We start from the raw sequence: 23,237 nt of genomic DNA, 5'->3' as shown, positions 1-23,237 counted from the left end.
AAAGATTGTATTTTTTATAACTTATTAATAAGTAAAAATACAAAATAATTTGATGATTGCGAAAACTGTGTAGAGACGTAGCATTGCTACGTCTTAAACAATATGAAATCATCACCTCATATTTTTATTCACCAATGCCTAAGAAACAATAGCAGCATCACTTTTATCTGGTTGTGGAAGAACTTGACAAGAACGGTACATACTTCCACAGGAATAGATTAAACTCGCTACTAACCCAGTCCAACCTGTTTGATGATTAGCTCCCAATCCAGCACCATTATCGCCGTTAAAATACTCATAAAACAAAATCAAATCACGCCAGTGGGGATTACTTTGAAACAAAGAATTACCACCGTGAACAGGACGATATCCAGCTTCTGAACGCAAAAAGATACTCATCAATCTGTGAGATAATTCGGTTGCTACTGCTTTTAAGGTAATAAATTCACCAGAACCAGTAGGATATTCAACTTTAAAATCATCTCCCAAATATTGATGGAATTTTTCCAAAGATTCAATAATTAAATAATTCATCGGGAACCAAATTGGACCACGCCAATTAGAATTTCCACCAAACATCCCACTAGTGGATTCTGCGGGTTCATAATTAACAGAATGCTGTTGTCCATCAACTTCAAAAATGTAGGGATGTTCAGCATGAAATCTGGAAACAGAACGGATACCACAAGGACTTAAAAACTCAGTTTCATCTAGCATTTTTTGCAGAATTAATTTGAGTTTTTCCGGGCTAACAATGGCGAGTAATCTTCTAGATCCACTTCCTGTAGTTTCTAAAGAAGCAATATTTTCTTGCAAATGAGGACGGTTTTTAATAAACCATTCAAAGCGTTTTCTAAAACCAGGAAAAGCTTGTAAAATATTTGCTTCCAAAGTTTCTACTGCAAATAAAGGAACTAAACCTACCATGGAACGAACTTTGAGATGATGGCGTTCATTGTGAGGGGAATGCAGTACATCATAGAAAAATTTGTCAGTATCATCCCATAAGTGAATATTGGTTTCACCAATGTGATTCATGGCATCGGCAATATACAGAAAATGTTCAAAAAATTTGCTCGCAATATCTTCGTAAACAGAATTAGTCTTAGCAAGTTCTAGAGCAATTACTAACATATTCAAGCAATACATTCCCATCCAGCTTGTACCATCAGATTGCTCTAAATAACCACCTGTAGGTAATTCGGAACTGCGGTCAAAAATACCGATGTTATCTAAACCTAAAAATCCTCCTTGAAAGACATTATTTCCATCATTATCTTTACGGTTAACCCACCATGTAAAATTGAGCAATAATTTTTGAAATACCCGCTCTAAAAAATCTGTATCACCGCGATCGCAAAACACAACCGTTGATGATTATCGGAAATGCCAGCAATCCCATCTTCTCCCCAACGATAAGCACGAGAGCGAGCGTGTTCGTGAGGAAAATAATCCCAAGCACTACCATCCGAACTATAATCTTCTCGCACCGTTCCCCATTGGCGATCGCTCAAGTAAGATCCCCATCTATGCCAATATGCTTGACGATTGCGGTTTTCTTCCAGCCTTTTTTCTTCTGCCGTCATGTTTTTACTTCCTTAGATCACATCACAGTTAAGCTAAAACACACTTAATTTGCAATATTCAAGTTGGGTGGCAAGATAACTTGGTCAATTATATGAATAACTCCGTTACTAGCTTGAATATCTGGCTGAGTAACGGTGGCTTCATTAACTCGAACTTGCTTACTAGCTTGATCAACCTGTACATTGACTGGATTATTAGCAAGAGTCTGCACCTCTCCCGACTGAATTTGATTTGCTCTTAAGTTACCTGGAACCACATGATAAGTCAAAACCTGTCTGAGAGCGTCGCGGTTTTCTGGTTGAAGCAGTCGCTGTCGAGTTGCCTCGGGAATAGCTGCAAAGGCTTGGTCTGAGGGTGCAAATAAGGTGTAAGGTCCATCATCATCTAAGGTGTCTTCTAAATCTGCTTCATCAATCAAATTTGCCAGTGTCTTTAACGAAGGATTATCTTCTACAATGTCCGCAATGTCGTCATCCACAGTTGCACCAGGGGTTACAGGAGGAGTTGTGGGAGTAGTTGCCAGATCAGGTGTATTTACATCTGTTCCAGCAGGTGGAGTTATTGTAGTGTCTTGAGCAGTATTGTTTGGCGCACAGGCTGCAAAAACTGGTAGTAGTAAAATACCTGTAGCAAAGCTGGCAAATTTTTTAATTTTCATCTTTTCATCCTCAGCTAAATTTCTGTTTCAACCAAATAAGCAGCATAAAGCTTATTTAAAAGTTGTAACCAATACCTAACATTAGTCCGACTTCTGTATCATCGATAAAACCAATGTTGACACCGGCATTCGCGGTAAATTGAGGTGAGAGAGGAACATCCACACCACCACTGATCAGAAAACCAACGGTACTATCTTGACCAGTAGAAATTGCAGCTCCTGCACCAATATATGGAGCAACATTTATTTGTTGAACTCCTGTATCTGTGACGGATTCCACAGGAAAATCAAGAGTTAAAGGAATCAGAAAAAGTGCATCATCACCTATTAAAGCACTGGGTCGTACAGAAAAGTTATTGGTCAAACCAATTTTACTGTTCACAGCAAAAGAACCTTCGCTCAATGTGGTATTCCCACCTAATCCAATATTGCCACCAACCCCAATGTAGCTAGAACCACCACGGGTTTGTCTACCAGGTGAGAGAGTTGGTGCTGGTGTCTCGATTTGTTCTGGGAATGGTTCAGGTGTTTGTTGAGGTAATTGATTTGGTGTTTGGGTGGGGTATGGTGTTTGTTGAGGTAATTGATTTGGTGTTTGGGTGGGGTATGGTGTTTGTTGAGGTAATTGATTTGGTGTTTGGGTGGGGTATGGTGTTTGTGCTTGCAAGTCATTAGCATTCTGACTGATTTTAGTACCTGAAATAGGCACTGGTGTCATAGTTTTAGTTTGCACTGCCGAGGTATCTTTGGGGATATTTTGTATCTCAGAGGCATTTGCTTGAAGATTGCCAAAACTAAGAATACCAGTTGTGATACCTAAGACAGAAATAATGTTTTTGAGATGAGAAGTTTTCATGACTAATTATTGTGAATGGTAAGTGAAAAACAGAAAATCAGCAAAACTTTTGTTGAAGATATTTATAAATAATCTTTGATATACCTTCTAGCTCAATCAAGTAACAAGGAAAATGATTCTACAAAACTGCTGATTAACTGCTTTTTTTATATTGAACAATAAATGTGAATAAAAAGTGACAGTAATTTGTTACCAGTGTTTTGAACCAAAATTCCATGACAAAATATCAGCTTTTATTTGTTTTAGCTAATCTAATATAAATATAGTCTTTTGATTTTTAAAAAACCTCTTACAAATAGAATATATTCGCAAAACAAAAATCTAACTTAAGTACTATGCTAAAAGTTATATTGTGCAAAATAAAATGAGATAAAATTTTATTCTTAAAGTTCTATTCTTGGATTTTCACAACTTAAACTAAGTGTCTATGTTGTAATTCAATACAAATTAAAATTTTATTTAGTTTATTTAAATAAAAATTATTTCAACCAAAGCAATATTATTCAAACCTCAGACAGATGTAAAAAAAACTAATTATAGGTGAAGCTGAATGTGAACTCAACTCTTTTGAGTTAGTTCAGAATATTAATACAATCTCAAGTATATAGAATAATTTTTGAGGAAAGATACAATGCGTTACCTGCTAATTTTTGCAATGTTAATTTGTGTCATACTATCCGGTTGTGAGTTCTTTACTCCTCAGACTAGCGATGCACTTTCCCAGACACAGCAATTGAAAGAACTTGAAAAGCAAACCCAGCAAATTGAAAAACAAACAGAGGCACTCGAAAGATTAGCAAAATCAACCGAAAAAATTGCTAATCCTCGAAAATAATTTTAACAGATCGCAGAAGTCGGGTTGCTCAAAGAAATCCGACTTCTTAGTCTACAGAAAGAATTTGACGAATCTGGTTAGCTTCTTCTAAGGTTTTTCCAACTCCAGAATAACTAATATTTTTAACATAATTAATTTTGATTTCTTCTAACATATCGATAAGTAAAGATTGAAATTCTTCAACGTTATGCTTTTTTTGTAACTCAATCTCTAAAATATCACGAAAGCTGCTAATTATATTAGAAGTAAGGTTTGCTGCAACTGGATCTGACATTGATTTAATTAGGTTGTTAGAAGCAGATTGAGATAAGTCGCGAGCCAAGTTTTCTATTAATTGATTAGGTAAGTTATTTAAACCGGGTATGTTTTGTATTTGTTGGTAAATCGGAGATTCGTTGAGAGTTTTTACGATACCATGATGCATCAAGGCTTCTATCCCAGGCTGGATTTGAGGTAAAACATCATAAATACTAACGTTAACTAAGCGAGTCGCTATAGCTTTTACCTCGTTTATTTGATTAACTTGCACATAGGGTTTACGAGTTTCAGGATGAAATAACCACTGTGCTAAATCACCTTGACGAATCGCATCTTGCATTTGATCAATCATTTGAATACCTACCATTTCAGTGATTTCCTCAGCAAAACTTACTGCAAAATCATGATTAAGTTGCGATCGCAAAGGCTCAAGATTAATTAAATTGCTTTGATAAAGACGAATCGTGACTGGAATGACTCGTAACCAACGCCATTGGGGAAGTAATAAAAATAAATCATACCACCGTCTTAGCATCGCTTCTAACCAGTTTAACGAAGGATTGCGACGACCGATATAATAAGTACGTGCTAAAAATTCTAGGGCAAAAATAATTACAAAAGGTAAATCAATCAGCCAAAAGCGATTAATAAATTTGCCAAATCTATCGATATCGCGGTAGTAGTTACTATTAATTAAAGGTCTAACTTGAGAATTAAAAAAATTGATTTCTGATTGCCAACCCATCTCAGACAAATAAGTTGGACTCCAAAAAACATTAAAGGCATCTCTCCCAGATTGTTGATTTGTACGCAAGCGGATTTTATTTTTAATTTTTGCTAAAGTACCGCTTTTATTGGCTACATCAAACGGATTGTCTTGAATTATTTGATTACTGAATAATTGTAGTTCATCGAGTAAACTTTCTGCTTGCGGTGATTGTAAACCAGTTTGTGAAATTTGTTCTTCTAATTCTCTAACTTTATCAAGGTAATTTTGCGTTTCTGGGTGGGGTTCAATCCCCTTAATTGGGTCATAAATTTGAGTGAGATGAGGTAATACTTGAAGATAGAAATCACGGTAATGTATATAAGTTAAATCAAAGAAAACTAGACATAAGTTTATTACTGCTAAGATGGCAATCAATTTTTCAAACCAGCGGTTACGAACAACAGGATATTTTCTGATATTTTTTTTTGATGTCATGATTAAATGTTAAAAAAATTAAAAAACTTGTTTATTCTACTTCAAAACAAATTAATCTTAAATGACTAGGATTTGAGATTAACTCTTTTGCTAATAATAAACCAGCTATAGTCCAGAGTTGATATTTTCTGGCTTTTTTATTAGTTATATATAACAATCCTGAAGGGAGCATCCCCGCAGGTGTAAATTTATTTTTTCGTAGTGCGTTGGCGCAGCCTGCCCGAAGGGCTTCCCGGAAAGCTCGCTAACAAGCACTAGGGAGCGAGACGCTCCCACTACAAATTTTATTTTTGCCTGCATTGGGATGCTCCCATCCTAAATGATTTGTGAAATTTTAAGTAGTGCGTTACATTTTTATCACCATGATTTTTTACAATTGATTGAGGATTGCTATATAGTCCATTTTAATGGACTTCTGCTATTAGACAGGGACTTACAGTCCCTGGCGGATATGAATCTAGTCGAATAATCTGTAATTATTATTACTTGTGTTTTATCAGGTGCAAGATGTGAATTAACACACTACGAATTTATTACACTGCACAATTAACGAACAGATGAAATTCTACCTGGTGTATTTGGTTCTTCTGGAGCCGGACGGTATTGCAACCAGGCAAATAAACCAGCAGTACCGAGAAAAATAAAAGTGATAGTGGCTACCAATTGAAGCATGATACTGTAACGCATAACAATGTATTTAGTGATTTTATTTGAGTTGTCAAAACTTTCTATTTATAATTATCATTTGTTGAATAGTAGAGAACGAAACGCTCCCACTATCAATGAATTATCTATCATAATTAATGTGGTGGAATTCTACTTATTGTGAATGTTTCACCTGAAAATTTGCCCACATCACAAAACCATAAATTTGGCAGTCTAAATTTTTTAACCACTCAAGGATTTCATGATTGCTATTGTGTAACAAAGTATAGTCTCTTTCATCTTTGACTAAGGTTAAACCTGTTTGGGGATTTTTAATTTTCGTTCCTATATTTCGACTAAAACGTTGATCTAATAATTCCAGCAATTGTGTTACTTTGCTTTGCGCTACTACTAAACTTAATAACCTGTAATTTTGTTGTTGAATTATCTGCTCAAGTTCAACGATATTACTAAATTTTCGCCGACCGAGAGTACCTTGAGTTGGTATAAATAGTGCAGTAGCGCCATTTTTCAAGTCCTGCTGATTGAGTGCAAAATAATTCCAATCACCGTAAGCATACTGAATTAATTCACCGTTACCACTGGGTAAAACTAACCTAGAATGCCAGCCATAGTCTGCTACATAGATGGTGAGTGCCTCGGCAGGGTCAGCAGGAGGTACAATGATTGCAGGAGATAATATCCAGATAAACAAAATACAAACAATTACTAGGAAAGTAAGTTTAGCAATGCGGTATAAACTCATAGATAATAGGGAATCTAATTAATTAAGGTGAGTTCGATGTCCTAGGGTTAGAAGTCGGGTTTTTACCAGAATTGTCTGTGACTACGGATATTTATCCTAAAAATCCGACTTATGCGATCGCAAAGTAAAACAACTCTTAACTCCTAACTCAAAACTCCTAACTGTTCCCTGTCTTAATTAAATTAATCAAACAAGGTTGTAGTGTTCCATATGGATATGAGTCACAGGTACTTCCAAATCATGTAAAGCTCTTTCCACTTGATCCATCATTTTCGGTACAGCACAAATAAAGTAATTTCGACTTCCACGCCGCTTAGGTATGTAGCGTTCGAGCAGTTCTTTATCAACATATCCAGTTTCTCCTGACCAATCTTCTGAAGCTTCTCTAAGAACGTGGATTACTGTCAAATCTAATTTGTCTTTTAAGGCTTCTATTTCTTCTCGGTAAGTTATATCTTCCCAAGTTTTACTAGCATAAATTAATAGTATGGGACGGTCATCTTGACGTTCTGCTAAAGTTAGCAGCATACTCATCATGGGTGTGATGCCGATACCTCCGGCAATAAACACAAATCCGGCTGTATTTTCATAGCGGTCTGTGGTAAAAACTCCATAGGGTCCATCAAGAAAAGCTTTAGTACCAGGTTTAACATCTTTGATTGTTGTGGTAAAGTCTCCTAAAGCCTTAATGCCAAATTCAATGCGATCGGGATGTTCTGCACTCGAAGCTAAAGAAAATGGATGCTCCCGCATTCTAAAGGGGGAGATTTCCAGAGTCAACCAAGCAAATTGACCGGGTTGAAAGTGAAGTCCTTCGTGTCCCCTCGGACGTAAAACCAAATTCCAAACATCACCTCGTTGAGGAATTGCAGCTTCTACCAAGTAAGGTTTTTTCTGCATAAAATAGGGTTTGACCAAGCGGACGTAAATTAATAACCATAAAGCAGCTATTGCAATACCAGTCCAAATAACTGCTTTCCAAAACAACCCTAGATAATTACCCACACCCAAAACGTGTCCTAAACCAAATCCAATGATAATCACTGCTAAAATACCATGAGCTATACGCCAAGGTTCGTAGGGAATATTCAACTTTTTGCGCCAAATGGAGGTAATAATAATTGCAATCAAGGCTAAAGTCGCTATTACAGCCATTCTTGCTCGCCAGGGAGCTTGAATAAAATTTAATAGTTGCAGTGTTTCTGGGTTATCGATAAATACAATAATTGGGTGAACCAAGATGAAAAAGAATGCAACTATTGAGGTATAGCGGTGAAATTGAAGAATTAGGTCAACACCGTATGAAGCTTCAACGCGGTTGATGCGAGCAGTTAAGGCAAATTGCATTGCCATCATCGCTAAACCAATAAAACCCAAAGCAGCGGAAAATTCTAACCACACACTACGTACATCACTTGGTGTGGGTGGGTATAAAAGTAGTATTAACAAGGGTAACAAGATAATCACAAGATATGCACCTATCCAAGATGCTCCGATGATTACGGGATTTTTCATCAATAAACTTCTCATCGATGTATATCTCCTAACCTTGTTGTGATACGACTTGCGCTCGTCTGTTAATTTCTGACCAATTCACCACATTCCACCAGTTGTCTAAATATTCAGCGCGGCGGTTCTGATATCTGAGATAATATGCGTGTTCCCACACATCATTACCCATGATTGGATACAAACCGTCTAGGATTGGGCTATCTTGATTGGGTGTATTAACAATCTGGAGTTGATTTTGAGCGTTACGTACTAACCAAACCCATCCACTACCAAATCTGTCTCCACCTGCTTCGTTAAATTGTTTTTTAAAATTATCAAAACTACCAAAGGTTTGATTTATTTGTTGAGCTATTTGTCCTGTAGGTTCTCCACCACCGTTAGGACTCATAATTTGCCAGAAAATTGTATGATTAAGATGACCACCGCCGTTGTTGCGTACTGTTGCGCGAATATCTTCTGGAATACTATCTAAATCACGCAGCATTGCTTCTACGCTTCTATTTTTCAGTTCAGGATGTTTTTGCAATGCTTCGTTGAGGTTGTTGACGTATGCAGCATGGTGTTTATCATGATGCAGTTCCATTGTTTGGGCATCAATGGCTTTTTCTAATGCGTTGTAAGCATAAGGTAATTTTGGTAATTGTGCGGGAGAAGCACTCAGCTCTCGATCAGGATATGCTACAGGAAGAACCTGGGTAGTAGCAGTTTCATCGGTTGCGGGTGTTGCTATAGGACTTGGTGATTGGGTGATTGTCTCTCCTTGACAAGCAAATAATAGAAAAATTAAACAAAATCCTGTGAGAAAAAAAACAAATTTTTGTCGCCAAATTTTCACTGTCATAATTTTTATTGGATTCAACACTTTATACTTGATCTTGATGAATAAAAATAGTGATTATTCTATTTTTATTACACTATTTTCCCATAAACTATGCTTTTATAAGCAATCACTCCTCCAGCTTATTTTTCGTGAAAAATTTATAATTCCCATATTAAATTAATGGCGTTATCAGGAATGAAAGAATAGAATTAACAATTGCCAAAGCAATCGAACCAATTGTAGAACTCCAAAAGCCATATCTTAAACGAAAACCAGGAACTATAGCCGCTGATATCCCAAAGATGATTGAATTGAGAACAAAAAAGAATAAACCCAAACTGAGAATAATGAATGGCAAAGTGAAAAAGGTTAAAACGGGAAGCAAAAGCGCATTCAAGATTCCAAAAACTGCCGCAGTAATTAACGCTTTACCAAAACTGTCTATTTCTACTCCTATCGGTAGTTTAGAAATAATTATAAAGCTGATAGCTGTTATTAACCAAGTCAGAATCAACCCAAGCATCAGAAAAACTCCTTATCAGTAAATCAATTTTAGATTTTAGATTTTGGATTTTGGATTTTCCCCATAAATAATTTAAAATTTAGGAATCTTTCAAGTCAAAGGATTTATATTTATGTCTATGCACTGCGAAGGCTGCGTACATATTATTCCATAGTTAAAACTCAAGGGCTTGAAACCGTTGATAATTTAATCCAAAATCCTTTGCTCCAAAATCTCAAAATTTTTTCGGTAACATTTCGATTTTCGTCGAGCAGACCGATGTTTTTAGTATTGATGACAAATGTGAATAAAAAGTGACTATACCAACATAAATACTTGGCGATCGCAATTCATGCCGATACAAACCTAGCTTTTGTAGGTTCACTTGATAAGTTGTTACGCATTTAATTTATATAATACTAGCGAGCAAGATGTAAGCCCTCCGGGCAGGCTGCGCCAACGCACTACAATATTTTCACGTTTATGTCCTACGGACACGCTGCGCTAACGCTATATACAATTTAGCTGCACATCAGCTTAGTCTAACGTCAGTACCGCTTCGCAAAAGTTGGGGTAAGAAGTCGGGTTTTTTAAGGATTTTCTGATGTACCCATAGAAGATTGTAAAAACCCGACTTCTATGATTCAAAATCAGGCTAAAATCTTTTCCTCACAAGTTACTCACATTTGCGTTCTACTTTATATATTGAACTTGCCAATAATCAGATTTATAATTTGATTAATATAGATAGTTTTATATTTATCAAGCATCACCTTTAACCTATAAATTTCACAAGTAATAAGTAGTAAGTTATATGTTATATGTAGTACCTCTCCCTAAAAGGTAGAGGATTCAAATCAAGTAATAAGTAGTAAGTTATATGTTATATGTAAGAAGTTCACTTTTTACTTTTTACTTTTTACTTCTTACTTAAGCCCGAAGGGCTTCGGTAAAACTACTTTTATTATTTAAAGTTATTTTTTGATAATTATAAATACTTGAAAAATATTTTAAAACAACAACACCCAAGCATCTACTAGCTCAGTGATTTCCTCCTGTTTGTTATTTTTACAGGGACGTATAATAGTGCAATATTTACGTTGCCCCCTGACTCTCATAACGAGGAATTATAAGCATTCGAGTTGGGTGTTGTTGTTAGTTGACGAGACAGATTGTTAAACAGCTTTCTTACCTCTTCACTTCAATTTAACCTTTATTTACCAAGCTATTCTATCTGCCAGGGAAGCTTTTATTAGCTTCATTTTTAATATAGCAATTATTGGATAGAGATAAATAATTTTGAAACGAATCTTTACTTTTACAGAACTTATGTAGAAACCAATGAAAATAGCGCGAAAAAACACCAAAATAATTCATGGATAGGTTTTTCAGAGCGGTTGATAGACTCTAGAAGTCGGGTTTCTAAAAGAAACCCGACTTCTCTTCCCAACGAATACTCTCATTGTAGACTATCCGATTAATTGAGCGACTCGAATTGCGGATGCGATCGCACCTTCATGTAAGCCATCTCCTAGGTAAGCACCTGCATGATAAGTATGGTTTTCCCCGTTGGTATCAATCACTTCGTCTCGGTATCGAAAAGATTCGACGGTATATAGGGGTGTATCATGTTCCAAACGCTGAATAACTTGATCTCGATTAATTAAAGATTCCAGATTAAAGGCTAAATTATATTTAACTTCAGATGAAATACCACACAACTGATTCAAGTAAGCATTGTATCCCCATCCTGTTGCCGTCTCAAAAAAATCAAACTCCGAGGGCTGTCGAATACCGTATTGCTCGTACATCGAAGTATCTGTGTGAATCAGCGTGACTATTTGATTGTTCTCCCAAGCACTAAAACGTCTAATTTCTGCCACAGTAGGATCTAACAATAGCTTTAAAACTCTATCTGGAGGAGTTGCAAACACAACTTTATCAAACTTATAGGTTGCACCGTTGGATAGTTCAATTTTTACACCATCTGCCATTCGAGAGATGTCAGTAATATTGATATTTAGTAAGATATTTCCTTTTAGACGCTCTAATATCTTTTCAATATAAGAATACACTCCACCCTTGATTCTAAACCAATCAGTAAAAATGTAATCGCGTAGAGAGAGAATATCTAGTTCCGCAGGGAAATCATTAATCAGTTCAAAGTGCATCGAATAACTATACATTGTCAGCAATTTAATCCAAATGTTTCCAATCGATGGATTTTTGAAATAACAAGACACAGATCGATTATGAAGTTCTCGAATTTGAGCAAAATGAGATTTCAACCAAATACCAATCGAACGAGCATACAAACCATCAAGCTTGAGATATTCGATTAATCGTTGCAACCCGGTAAAATTATTGCGGATTGCTGATGCAGAATGTATATGATGACCATTTTTGAAACACAATGTAGATCCTAAATCCACAGGTTCTAAATCAACCTCTAATTCTTTCATCAAGTTAACAAAGTTATGAAAATTACTGGGAAATTCCAGTACCCCACCTTCTAAAAACTCCTCACACCCATGGCGATCGCATTTGACATTTTGATTGAGGGTGCGAATATGTCCCCCCAAAATAGGCTGTTTTTCAAACACTGTGACATGATGATTTTGTTTATTGAGAAGATAAGCCGTGACTAAACCGCTGGCTCCCCCACCAATAATCGCTATTCTCATCTCTCACCTCCTATATTGATTGCTTTTTGACAACTGTTAAGTGCTTGCGGTTAAAATCTTGTCTCCGGACAATCTTTGATACAAAAGCGCTCCCGTCCAAAATGTCGGTGCAAATCCTGGATATCCCGATGAAGCATTACAAAAATAGAAATTCTTCAAAGAGGTTTTGTGATTTAATCGACCAATTCCCATATTTTTCGGAGTAAGATTAGAACCGTAAGAATTTCCATGAGGACAATGACAAAACCGTTCGTTAGTTGTGGGACTACCAGTAATTTTAAAAACTAAATGTTGCCGAATATTTGGAACATAATTTTTCTCAACAACATCTAAAATAGAGTTTAAAATTTCTTCTTTTTTTTGCCGATAAGCTTTTTCATCTTGTGCTTTAAGTTCTTGAAAATAGCTGTAATTAGCAACAGTTAAAAACTCGATAATTTGACAGTCTTCCGGACAGTCGCGCTCCTCGGTAGTTAATAATGTGGGAGTAGTAATGGCAAAACTGGGATTCGAGTAATCATGCTGTTCGTACATTTGATAAAATGCTTGATTCAAGTCTTGATGACCTGTATGAAAAGTGTTCCATTTACCAAATCCATAATTAGATAAGTCAATATCTTTAACTACACAATATGCCATGTAGTTTGAGGGAGAATAGTCATAATTAAGTTTTTTGCGTATCGTCCGAGAAAATTTTTCGTATCCAATCATTTTGGCGGCTTTTTTTGGATCAATGTTACAGATGATAGTATCAGCAGTAAACTGAGAAGTTTCATGGGTAATTAAATTCATGGCTTCAACACCCGTTACTGTCTTACCATAAACCAGAAAATTGACGACTTCAGTATTAAGAATAATCTCACCACCGTTATCAATAATTACCTTTACTAAACCGTTAATTACAGCTTCAAAATGATGGGTAGGATAATAAGCACCTTCTTGATAACCTGAGAATAAAATTACCCAAGCGTAAAAAGAAAGTTGATTTGGTGGTAGTAAAAAATCTTGCCATTGCGATGCTAAAAGCGTTTGCGCGGCTTGAGGTAACTTGAATTTATCAAAAACATCTTGTAGTGTACTATGAAGATACATCACTGTGGGGCTGACTTCACCGAAATGTGTAAATAATTCTCCAGGATTTATTGGGGGAGATAATATTTTTAATCCCTCTCTAGTCCTTTTAATTTCCAAAATAAATTGACGAATTTGTTCTGTATCGTCAGGAAATAAATTAGAAAGCCGTCGAATCAACTCCTGAGAATCTGAAGGAATATCCAAAGCATAATTTGGCATTCTCATGTGGTCAAATCCGTTTGGATCGTACCGTTCAAAAGTAATATCTTGGTCTAAATTGAGTTTTTTTAGTACTTGATTCACAGTTTTACCTTCACCGCAATCCCAAACGTAGTGGAGTTGTGCATTAAAGCGGTATTTTTTACCCATAGTAAAGGTATGACCAAATCCACCAGGGTATTCATGGGCTTCTAAAACTTGTACCCTTTTACCAGATTTTGCCATCAATGCACCAAATACCAACCCCGATAGACCACTACCTAAAATCAGATAATCAGTTTTCATCATCAGTTTTATTGACAGGACTATATTTATGCTGAATGTGAGTATCAAGTCTACTTTAAAAGATAAATTTGAGGAACTTATGAGGAATTTGTTGATGTTATCGGTACAGTGTGGGTTTGAAAATCAATAAAATCTACAAAAAATCTCAATAAAATCTAAAATATCAGCAATAATTATCATAAAGTTACGTTTTCTGCTATCAGCAAAGATTTACTCACAACTTCTTCAAATTTAAGCTTTATGATCAAATAAAAGCTATAAATGTAGCGCAAAAATAGTTTACACAAGCAAGAAGGTTGACTCTTTCGATCTCGCGCATCGTGGTTTTAAATATCACATTAAATACCGTTCCTGTAATCAGTGATAGACCTGAAAAAGCTAGATTATATCAACTTAATTAGCCGACGTAGGTGGGCTTTGCTTGTATACCCCCAGACTTATAGTCTACGGATATACTAACCTTCTCAGAGAAATATTAAGTTACATCCTCACAAGAATCTCATATTTATTTGGTACTAACAATAACATTGCGATCGCAGTTTTTTAATTTAAAATAATTAAACACAATCCAAAAATATTTGGACTTCTATTTTTTAATAGTATAAGCCCCTAGGTTTATCCATAGAATTAATCCACTAACGCACTGTTCTCTACGGACAAAATCCAAAATTCGTAGCGTGTCCGTAGGACATAACCCGCATTTTTCACAAAGAAAGTTGGAGTGAATAGTAAGTAGTGAGTAGTGGGAAAATCAATCCGTCACTCAACGCTTACCACTTACTTGTGAGAAATCCAGGATAATCCAAAATCTAAAATATAAAATTTAATCAGGTGTGTTAAGAGTAAATCATCAAAGTTTTATCTTAAAATTAAATTAAGGGTTTTAAAGGATTTTAGTTGCAGACTGTAACTTGAAATTTGTGTAAATTTGTAAACAATCAACGATACATCTAATACCCATGAATGAAACTATTTTAGACCCCCATTTACACTACGACCATTGGATTCTCACCGAAAATTATTTCGATCCCGAACAACTCAATTATAAAGAAACGGTGTTCGTGATTGGTAATGGTTATCTGGGTACAAGGGGAAGTTTTGCCGAAGGATATCCTGGTGCAGTAGCTGCTACTTTAATTAATGGTGTCTATGATGATGTGCCGATTTACTATACTGAACTCGCTAATTGCCCTGATTGGCTGCCTTTATACATTATTATTGATAACGAAGAATTTCGTTTAGATAAAGGAGAAATCTTCAGTTACCAGCGTCAATTAGACTTAAAGCGGGGTATACTCAGTCGTAAAATTAGCTGGCGTAGTCCGAATGGTAAAACCATCGACCTCAACTTTGAACGTTTTGTCAGTCAAGCAGACCAAAATGTTTTAGGATTACGTATTCAAATCACACCGATTGATTTTGATGGCACTATTCGGATTCGGGGAAGTATTGATGGTAATCCAGAAGATAACGATGGTTTCAACTCTTGGTTAATTCTTGATCAAGGTTATGGTGAAGCTAGTACTTGGTTACAAGTTCGGACTAGAACTTCTCGGATTAAATTAGCAATGGCGTTCAAGTTAATTATATCCGGAACAACAGCCAGATTTCGTGATATTAGCGTTCCAGGTTTTCCCACTGTGGAAGCGAAGTTTGATGCTGTTGCCGGAAAAACTATTACTATAGATAAATTAGTTACAGTTTTTACTTCACGGGAGGTAGAAACTCCTTCTCAAGCTGCTTGTGATAAGTTGCAGGAATTACCAAGTTATGAGGATTTGCGAAAAAATCACGAACAAGCTTGGGAGAAAATATGGGATCACAGCGACATAGTAATTGAAGGAAGCGCTCAAGCTCAACTGGTCGTAAGATACAATTTATTTCAATTATTGATCAGCGCTCCTCGTCATGATGACCGAGTTAGTATTCCTGCTAAAACTTTATCAGGCTTCGGATATCGCGGACATATTTTTTGGGATACCGAGTTTTTTATACTGCCATTTTTTATATTTACTCAACCCGATATTGCTCGGAATTTATTGACCTACCGCTACCATACTATAGAAGGAGCGCGACGCAAAGCAAAATATTACGGCTATCGAGGTGCAATGTATGCTTGGGAAAGTGCTGCAACTGGTGACGAAGTAACTCCCAGATGGGCTCCAGCAAAGCATTTATACGAAGAAGATATTCGCATTTGGTGTCGCGATCATGAAATTCACATTAGTGCTGATATTAGTATTGCGGCTTGGCTGTACTGGCAAGTTACCAATGATCACGAATGGATGCGCGATTGTGGAGCAGAGATTATTCTTGATACTGCTTTATTTTGGAGTAGTCGTGTCGAGTTGAATGTTTTACGGGAATGTTATGAGATTCGTGACTGTATCGGTCCAGATGAGTATCATGAAAATATAGATAACAATGCTTTCACCAATCAAATGGTGCAATGGCATTTAGAAAAAGCCCTTGAAGTTTACGATTGGTTGAGTGAAACTTTTCCCGAAAAAGCGATCGAACTAGAAGAAAAATTACAAATAACTGCAAAACGTCGCTATCGTTGGCGAGATATTGCCGATAATTTATTTATTCCTTACGATGCACAAACGGGACTGATCGAACAGTTCGAGGGCTTTTTTCAATTAGAAGACCTTAACCTTAACGATTACGAACCGCGTACCGATTCAATGTTAGCAATTTTGGGCATCAAGGAAGTTAACAAGCGGCAAATTATCAAACAACCAGACGTGTTGATGCTATTGTATTTAATGGAAAGAACTAGCACAACTGATTATGGTAAAGAAGTTCTGCAAAAAAACTGGGATTATTACGCACCCCGCACTGACATTACTTATGGTTCTTCTTTAGGTCCTGCTATTCATGGACTTGTAGCAGCATCTTTAGGTAAAACCGGGGAAGCTTACGAAAATTTTAGATTAGCAGCATTAGTAGATTTAGAAAATACACGGGGAAATGCTGCCGAGGGAATTCACGCTGCATCTTGCGGTAGTATTTGGCAAGCAATCATTTTTGGGGTTGCCGGTATCCAATTTACCACAAATGGTCCGGTGGCAAAACCTCATTTACCTCCTACTTGGAAACGCTTACAATTTAAACTTTACTGGCATGGAGAATGGCGAGAATTCGACCTCAAGCCAGAAATTAAGAGTTTGAAATCAGAGATAAAAGGTATTATCTTTGATTTGGATGGCGTACTTACTGATACCGCAGAACTTCATTATCAGGCTTGGCAAAAATTAGCAGATGAAGAAGGTATTCCTTTTGACCGTGAAGCTAACGAAGCATTACGAGGTATTTCCCGTCGAGATTCACTGATGAAGATAATAGGAGATAGAAATTATTCCGAATCGCAAATTCAAGAGATGATGGAGCGTAAGAATAACTATTATGTGGAACTTATCCAAGAAATAACACCAGAACAGTTACTACCGGGGGCTGGTAATTTAATAGATGAATTGCGCTCCAAAAAAATTAAAATTGCCATTGGTTCGGGAAGCAAGAACGCTCGTAGTGTAATAGAAAAACTGGGAATAGCTGATAAATTAGATGCGATTGCCGATGGTAACAGCGTCACCCGTTCTAAACCAGCACCCGACTTGTTTTTATATGCAGCTAGTCAGTTAGGATTAGAACCAGCCGATTGCGTTGTAGTAGAAGATGCAGCTTCGGGAGTTGAAGCAGCCCTTGCTGGGGGAATGAGAACCATAGGAATCGGTTCAAGTGAAATAGTCGGTGCAGCTCATATCATTTTACCGAATTTAGAAGGTGTTACCCTCAAAGATATTGAGCATAAATTTAGTTTTTGTTTAGGTGGATCTATGCCTTAAGTTTTGATCGGTTTGTAGTTGCCTTAGCAAAGCGGCTGCGTAGCAGCTTTTATCGCTGTAAATTAAGGGCGCATCCCAACTACAAGCCATCATGATTAATGTGGTTGAGTAGTAATAGTCCTTTTCATTAATTTTGAGAGGTTGAGGTAGTGCGAGCCGGAAAGCTCGCTAGCCACTACCAGCGGGATTGTAAAGAGGCGAAATTTCGCGTCTCTACAGCTGGGAAAGAGGAAAAAAACCTTTTTAATTTTCCCCATGTCCCATATCCTATTCTTTAATTGCCTGAATCACCTGTAAACTCCCGAACGCATATAATTTTGACTCCTCAACTTTAAATCCCGTTGCTCTCAATAACTCTGGTAAATCTGTTTTGAGCAATTCCCATGCTGTTTCTGTTTCAAATAACCAGAAGAATACCCATAATCCCGGTAGGAAAATCGGTGAGGTAGGTTTATGAAAATCTACTAATGTAAATATTCCCCCAGGTTGCAATACGCGGTATACTTCTTTGAGAATAAGACGCAACTGCTGGGATTCCATTTCGTGTAAAGCAACGCTGGTATGCACTATATCAAAATGATTATCGGTAAAGGGCATATTTTCGGCGAAACCTTCTACATATTCGGCTTGGGGTACATTCTTTTGCGCTCGTTTGATCGACAAAGGAGAAGCATCTAATCCCGTAACATTATCTGATAATTTGACTAAAAATTGCGTTGTTTGACCGCTACCACAACATAAATCTAAAACTTGAGAATCTGAGTGAATTGTTAACTCTTGCAAAGCTAATTGACGAAATCGCGATTCACCACCAACGCTGAAAGCGGCTAAACGTGAGATTCCGTCGTAAAACCATTGATAACGATAGCTTAAGTCTCGAAGAATTGTAGCCACAATATATTTCCCTGGTATTAACTTATGTATTTAATAAAGATATATTGTTAACATTAGTAAAAAAGTTAAAAAAATTGGGGACTAATACTGCTATGGGTCGTGTAGGCGTTTTATTACTTAATCTTGGTGGGCCGGATAAGCTTGAGGATGTCCAACCTTTCCTTTTCAATTTGTTTTCCGACCCAGAAATAATTCGCCTACCTTTTCGTTGGCTGCAAAAACCTTTAGCTTGGTTTATTTCTACACGAAGAACCCAAACGTCTCAAGAAAACTACCGTAAAATCGGTGGTGGTTCTCCGTTGCGACAAATTACCGAAGCTCAGGGAGAAGCTTTAAAAGCTCAGTTGGCTGAAGTTGGAGAACAAGCAAATATCTATGTGGGAATGCGTTATTGGCATCCTTACACAGAGGAAGCTATTGCCCAGATTGTTGCTGATAAAATTGAAAAGTTAGTAGTTTTACCACTTTATCCCCAATTTTCGATTAGCACCAGTGGTTCAAGTTATCGACTTTTAGAACAACTTTGGCGAGAAAATCCTAAATTACAACAGATTGAATATTCTGTAATTGCTTCATGGTACAAGCAACCTGGTTATCTCCAAGCCATGGCAGAATTAATAAGGCAGGAGTTAGACCAATTACCCAATCCAGATGAAGCTCATATCTTTTTCAGCGCACATGGAGTTCCTAAAAGCTATGTGGAAGAAGCTGGTGATCCTTATCAGCAGGAAATTGAGGAATGCACCCATTTAATTATGCAAACTCTCAATCGACCATTACCCCATACTTTAGCTTATCAAAGTCGTGTCGGTCCTGTGGAGTGGCTGCAACCATATACAGAACAAGCTATTCAGGATTTAGCACATCAAGGTGTTAAAAATCTAGTAGTTGTACCTGTAAGTTTCGTTTCTGAGCATATTGAAACATTGGAAGAAATTGATATCGAGTATCGCGAAGTTGCTGAAGAAGCCGGAATTGAGAATTTTCGACGGGTACCAGCATTGAATGTACATCCAGTATTTATTAAAGCTTTAGCTGATTTGACTGTGGATGCGTTGAAATCTCCGAGTATTTCACTTTCACAAGTCAATCAAATGAAGAAAAAAGTTAAAATGTATCCTCAAGAGCGATGGGAATGGGGTATTACGACTTCTGCTGAAGTTTGGAATGGAAGGGTAGCCATGCTTGGTTTTATTGCTTTGATGATTGAAATACTCACCGGACATGGTTTATTACACGCTGTCGGACTTTTGTGATCAGTTATCAGTTATCAGTGAACAATTCCTAACTCCCAACTCCTAATTCCTAACTCCGGTGGTACTAACTCTTAACTCCTAATTCCTAACTCCGGTGGTACTAACTCCGGTGGTACTTAAATCCCCAAACGTTGATAAATTTGGTCTAGATGCTGTAAATGATTTTGCGGATCGAAACAGGTTTCGATTTCTTGGGGAGATAATTTTTCTGTGACACGATTATCTTTACAAATTAATTCGTGGAAATTCCCGTCTTTCTGATTCCATGCTGTATGAGCGTTTGCTTGAACTATTTGATAAGCTTCTTCGCGGTTGATTCCTTTGTCAATTAAAGCTAATAGAACTTTCTGAGAGAATACTACACCTCCATAACAGTTCATATTCTCCGCCATATTTTCGGGATACACTAATAAGTTTTTAATTAAGTTTATGGCTTCCTTTAACATAAAATGGGTGAGAATGCAAGAGTCGGGTAAAATTACTCGCTCTACTGAACTGTGAGAAATATCTCTTTCGTGCCATAATGCAACATTCTCTAAGGCTGCAACGGCATTTGAGCGAACAATTCGCGCCATTCCCGTTAATCTTTCCGAACGAATGGGATTGCGTTTGTGGGGCATTGCCGAAGATCCTTTTTGTCCTTTGGAGAAGAATTCTTCAACTTCGAGGACATCTGTTCTTTGTAAATTACGAATTTCTACCGCGAAACGTTCCAACGAAGCTGTGACTAAAGCCAATTGTTGGAGAAAATCAGCATGGCGATCGCGAGAAATAACTTGAGTGGATGCGGTATCTGGTTGGAGTCCGAGTTTTTCACAAGCGAGTGCTTCTACTTTCGGTTCAATATTGGCGTAAGTTCCAACGGCACCGGATATTTTACCGACAGCTATAGTTTGACGTAAGGTATGTAAACGCTGTTGATTGCGTAAGACTTCGGCTAACCATCCAGCGAGTTTAAAACCAAAAGTAATTGGTTCAGCATGAATTCCGTGGGAGCGTCCAATCATCACGGTGTAACGATGTTCGCGGGCTTTTTCACGAATGACTGTAATTAATTCTTGTTGTTTTTGGACGATTAAATCCAAACTCGCCACCATTTGCAATGCTAAAGCGGTATCTAAGACATCAGAACTTGTCATTCCCAAATGGATATAACGTCCGGAATCACCTACATATTCATTGACATTAGTTAAAAAAGCAATTACATCGTGACGAACTTCGGCTTCAATTTCCAGAACTCGATTAACATCAAAATTTGCCTTAGCCTTAATTTCCCGTACAGCTTCGGCGGGGATATAACCTAAATCGGCTTGTGCTTCGCAAACTGCAATCTCAACTTGCAACCAGGTTTGGAACTTGTAAGTATCAGTCCAAATATTACCCATTTCAGGTAGAGTATAACGCTCAATCACATCCGCCACCGAATACAACTGTTTTATTGTACAGGTAGGTGTTGTCTTTTTGGAAATTATAGTAGTCAGTTGTGAGATTGATTTTTTCTGACTTTATAAGATAAATGCTGAAAACCCTGTGCTTTTAAGCCAGGGATGAAAGCTATCCACAGGTTTTAACCTGCATTGTATTCTCTGATTAATCTTTTCATCGCAGCAGACTGACTGATACCCCACTCTTGTGCTATTTTTTTTAACTTTTCTTTCTCGAAATCATCTAAATAAACCGGAGTTTGTTTCTTTTTCATGTTGTTACTTTAACAATATTATGCTAACATAACACTATCATATAAAATGAAAGGAGGTGATATTGATGCTGGTTCTAGAATATAAGTGCGATTCGTTGCTTAGTAAATCACGGTAAACAGTCCGTACATAGCTAAGCCAGTGAAACTTAACCGGGTGTTAAGCACTGAACTCTCAAGACGATGTAGGTGAAAGTCCTACCCGCTAGATTCAAGCGTGACTCCTTATCTGCCCACACCGAACAAGCTCGATTCTTGTAGAGTGAAGCTGGGAACAGGGCGCAATCAGAAGACTGTTATGGGTTTACACTGGCGCTAACAGGGAGTTCCTATGGTGAAACAGAGCCTAGAAAAGTGACCTACTAGAAAGCGAGGCATAACTAAAAACCCTTGACTTTATCGGAGCTAATACCCGCCGCAGCCTTTATATAGTATCGGCAAGAATCATGGGTATCCGGTGGTTAAATTGGCTACACCTAACGGAACGAAAATAGATAATCAAAAGATATCTAATCATCTGAGGGAACGAATAAAAACGAGTCAAAGGTCTTGGAGCAGTCGAACTCCAGGTAGGTAAGACGAGATACGGAACCCCTTTGATTCGGGTAGGATGCGGCGTAATTGCTGCAAGGTATTCAGAAAACACTTAGCAGAGCAGAGCATGATTAGGCACAGTAAAAATACTAGTGAATCTTGGATGAATCAAAAATGGAAGAAATTCCGTAAAGACTTATTCCGCTTGCAATGTAGAGTGTTCAAAGCAATTCGAGTAGGAGACAAGCGCAAAGCTCTGTCACTTCAAAAGCTTATTCTGAAGTCCAAAGCGGCTAGATTTTTGGCGATTCGCCAAGTAACTCAGCTAAACGCAGGCAAGAAAACAGCAGGTGTAGATGGTAAAAAATCCCTTAATTTTAAAGAGAGATTTGAACTAGAAACACTCCTGAAGAATACTAGTAACAACTGGCATCACCAGAAGTTACGTAGTATTCCCATTCCTAAAAAAGATGGAACTACCAGAATGCTGAAAATCCCCACTATGGCAGATAGAGCTTGGCAATGCCTCGTTAAATATGCTTTAGAACCTGCACACGAGGCAACTTTCCACGCTAGGAGCTATGGTTTTAGACCGGGACGTTCGGCACATGATGCCCAAAGACAACTGTTTAACAACCTAAACTCTAAAGCAAAAGGAATAAATAAGCGAGTCATAGAACTCGACATTGAAAAGTGCTTCGATAGGATAAGCCACACCACAATAATGAATAACCTTATAGCCCCAAACGGCATCAAATCGGGAATATTCCGATGCTTAAAAGCAGGAGTAAACCCGGAATTTCCAGAACAAGGTACACCTCAAGGTGGAGTGGTAAGTCCTCTATTAGCCAACATCGCATTAAATGGTATTGAAAGTATTCACAGATACCACGATATGCGTGGTAAAAGAATCACTGAAAACACCCCAACGGAAAGTATTAAAGAACCATCAATCCGCTATGCGGACGACATGGTTATAATCCTTAGACCCGAAGACGATGCGAACGAGATACTAGGTAAAATTAATCAATTCCTAGCCAATAAAGGAATGACGGTAAGTAAGAAAAAGACAAAGATAACCGCAGCGACAGATGGATTTGACTT

At 37.3% G+C, this 23,237-nt stretch carries 19 protein-coding genes; 4 read left to right on the top strand and 15 right to left on the bottom strand.

All coding sequences use genetic code 11. From position 1 onward, the window contains the following. Nucleotides 1-138 precede the first annotated feature (138 nt). Genes IQ247_RS33320 through IQ247_RS32325 form a run of 4 tightly spaced genes read right to left on the bottom strand, consistent with a single transcriptional unit; the run spans nucleotide 139 to nucleotide 3,101 of the window. The gene (locus IQ247_RS33320) at nucleotides 139-1,365 is read right to left on the bottom strand and encodes an MGH1-like glycoside hydrolase domain-containing protein (protein ID WP_322745413.1); all 1,227 of its coding nucleotides are present in this window, start codon (nucleotides 1,363-1,365) and stop codon (nucleotides 139-141) included. Then, on the bottom strand, nucleotides 1,332-1,586 hold the full coding sequence (locus IQ247_RS04350) for a hypothetical protein (RefSeq protein WP_193917428.1): 255 nt from the start codon (nucleotides 1,584-1,586) through the stop codon (nucleotides 1,332-1,334). Before IQ247_RS04350 ends, IQ247_RS33320 begins: the two co-directional genes overlap by 34 nt. Nucleotides 1,587-1,630: 44 nt before the next feature. Beyond that, nucleotides 1,631-2,245, bottom strand: a complete 615-nt coding sequence (locus IQ247_RS04345) for a fasciclin domain-containing protein (protein ID WP_193917427.1) — start codon at nucleotides 2,243-2,245, stop codon at nucleotides 1,631-1,633. Nucleotides 2,246-2,300: 55 nt separating this feature from the next. Then, entirely contained in the window at nucleotides 2,301-3,101 is an 801-nt protein-coding gene (locus tag IQ247_RS32325; RefSeq protein WP_228059461.1) for a hypothetical protein, read from the bottom strand. A gap of 631 nt (nucleotides 3,102-3,732) precedes the next feature. Here IQ247_RS32325 and IQ247_RS04335 point away from each other — a divergent pair. Beyond that, nucleotides 3,733-3,936, top strand: coding sequence for a SadB/YajI family lipoprotein (locus IQ247_RS04335; RefSeq protein WP_193917425.1), 204 nt, complete (start codon nucleotides 3,733-3,735; stop codon nucleotides 3,934-3,936). 46 nt (nucleotides 3,937-3,982) lie between these two features. Here IQ247_RS04335 and IQ247_RS04330 read toward each other — a convergent pair whose 3' ends face one another. From IQ247_RS04330 to IQ247_RS04295, 8 genes are all read right to left on the bottom strand, one after another. Continuing rightward, nucleotides 3,983-5,398 (bottom strand): hypothetical protein, encoded by a 1,416-nt coding sequence (locus IQ247_RS04330; protein WP_193917423.1) that lies wholly within the window; start codon nucleotides 5,396-5,398, stop codon nucleotides 3,983-3,985. 546 nt (nucleotides 5,399-5,944) lie between these two features. Then, entirely contained in the window at nucleotides 5,945-6,070 is a 126-nt protein-coding gene (locus IQ247_RS33055; protein ID WP_265579660.1) for a hypothetical protein, read from the bottom strand. A 148-nt stretch (nucleotides 6,071-6,218) separates the two neighbouring features. Continuing rightward, nucleotides 6,219-6,809, bottom strand: a complete 591-nt coding sequence (locus IQ247_RS04320) for a DUF2459 domain-containing protein (protein WP_193917419.1) — start codon at nucleotides 6,807-6,809, stop codon at nucleotides 6,219-6,221. 186 nt (nucleotides 6,810-6,995) lie between these two features. After that, on the bottom strand, nucleotides 6,996-8,324 hold the full coding sequence (locus IQ247_RS04315) for a ferredoxin reductase family protein (RefSeq protein WP_228059460.1): 1,329 nt from the start codon (nucleotides 8,322-8,324) through the stop codon (nucleotides 6,996-6,998). Nucleotides 8,325-8,352: 28 nt separating this feature from the next. Further along, a complete protein-coding gene (locus IQ247_RS04310) occupies nucleotides 8,353-9,162 on the bottom strand; it encodes a superoxide dismutase (protein ID WP_193917416.1) in 810 nt (269 codons plus the stop codon). A 151-nt stretch (nucleotides 9,163-9,313) separates the two neighbouring features. Beyond that, nucleotides 9,314-9,664, bottom strand: coding sequence for a phage holin family protein (locus IQ247_RS04305; protein WP_193917414.1), 351 nt, complete (start codon nucleotides 9,662-9,664; stop codon nucleotides 9,314-9,316). Between the two features lie 1,448 nt (nucleotides 9,665-11,112). Further along, a complete protein-coding gene (locus IQ247_RS04300) occupies nucleotides 11,113-12,327 on the bottom strand; it encodes an FAD-dependent oxidoreductase (RefSeq protein ID WP_193917412.1) in 1,215 nt (404 codons plus the stop codon). A 36-nt stretch (nucleotides 12,328-12,363) separates the two neighbouring features. Beyond that, nucleotides 12,364-13,908, bottom strand: a complete 1,545-nt coding sequence (locus IQ247_RS04295) for a phytoene desaturase family protein (RefSeq protein WP_228059459.1) — start codon at nucleotides 13,906-13,908, stop codon at nucleotides 12,364-12,366. A 956-nt stretch (nucleotides 13,909-14,864) separates the two neighbouring features. Here IQ247_RS04295 and pgmB point away from each other — a divergent pair. Further along, nucleotides 14,865-17,753 carry a beta-phosphoglucomutase gene (gene pgmB / locus IQ247_RS04290; protein ID WP_193917410.1) on the top strand — a complete coding sequence of 963 codons (2,889 nt, stop codon included), beginning with the start codon at nucleotides 14,865-14,867 and terminating at the stop codon, nucleotides 17,751-17,753. Nucleotides 17,754-18,020: 267 nt separating this feature from the next. Here the strand turns inward: pgmB and IQ247_RS04285 are convergent, their stop codons facing one another. Further along, the gene (locus tag IQ247_RS04285) at nucleotides 18,021-18,647 is read right to left on the bottom strand and encodes a class I SAM-dependent methyltransferase (protein ID WP_193917408.1); all 627 of its coding nucleotides are present in this window, start codon (nucleotides 18,645-18,647) and stop codon (nucleotides 18,021-18,023) included. 92 nt (nucleotides 18,648-18,739) lie between these two features. Between IQ247_RS04285 and hemH the strand changes: the two genes are divergently transcribed. Next, on the top strand, nucleotides 18,740-19,903 hold the full coding sequence (gene hemH / locus IQ247_RS04280) for a ferrochelatase (protein ID WP_193917573.1): 1,164 nt from the start codon (nucleotides 18,740-18,742) through the stop codon (nucleotides 19,901-19,903). A gap of 116 nt (nucleotides 19,904-20,019) precedes the next feature. Here hemH and purB read toward each other — a convergent pair whose 3' ends face one another. Then, nucleotides 20,020-21,315 (bottom strand): adenylosuccinate lyase, encoded by a 1,296-nt coding sequence (purB, locus tag IQ247_RS04275; protein WP_193917571.1) that lies wholly within the window; start codon nucleotides 21,313-21,315, stop codon nucleotides 20,020-20,022. 155 nt (nucleotides 21,316-21,470) lie between these two features. Then, nucleotides 21,471-21,602, bottom strand: a complete 132-nt coding sequence (locus IQ247_RS04270) for a ribbon-helix-helix domain-containing protein (protein ID WP_193917405.1) — start codon at nucleotides 21,600-21,602, stop codon at nucleotides 21,471-21,473. A 658-nt stretch (nucleotides 21,603-22,260) separates the two neighbouring features. Here IQ247_RS04270 and IQ247_RS04265 point away from each other — a divergent pair. Continuing rightward, a partial coding sequence (locus IQ247_RS04265) for a reverse transcriptase domain-containing protein (RefSeq protein ID WP_193917403.1) occupies nucleotides 22,261-23,237 on the top strand: 977 nt, incomplete at its 3' end.

It is taken from the genome of Plectonema cf. radiosum LEGE 06105, assembly GCF_015207665.1.
Classification (GTDB): domain Bacteria; phylum Cyanobacteriota; class Cyanobacteriia; order Cyanobacteriales; family Nostocaceae; genus Rivularia; species Rivularia radiosa_A.
Note: the sequence above shows the minus strand (reverse complement) of the source record. Positions and strands in the feature narration are given on the sequence as shown.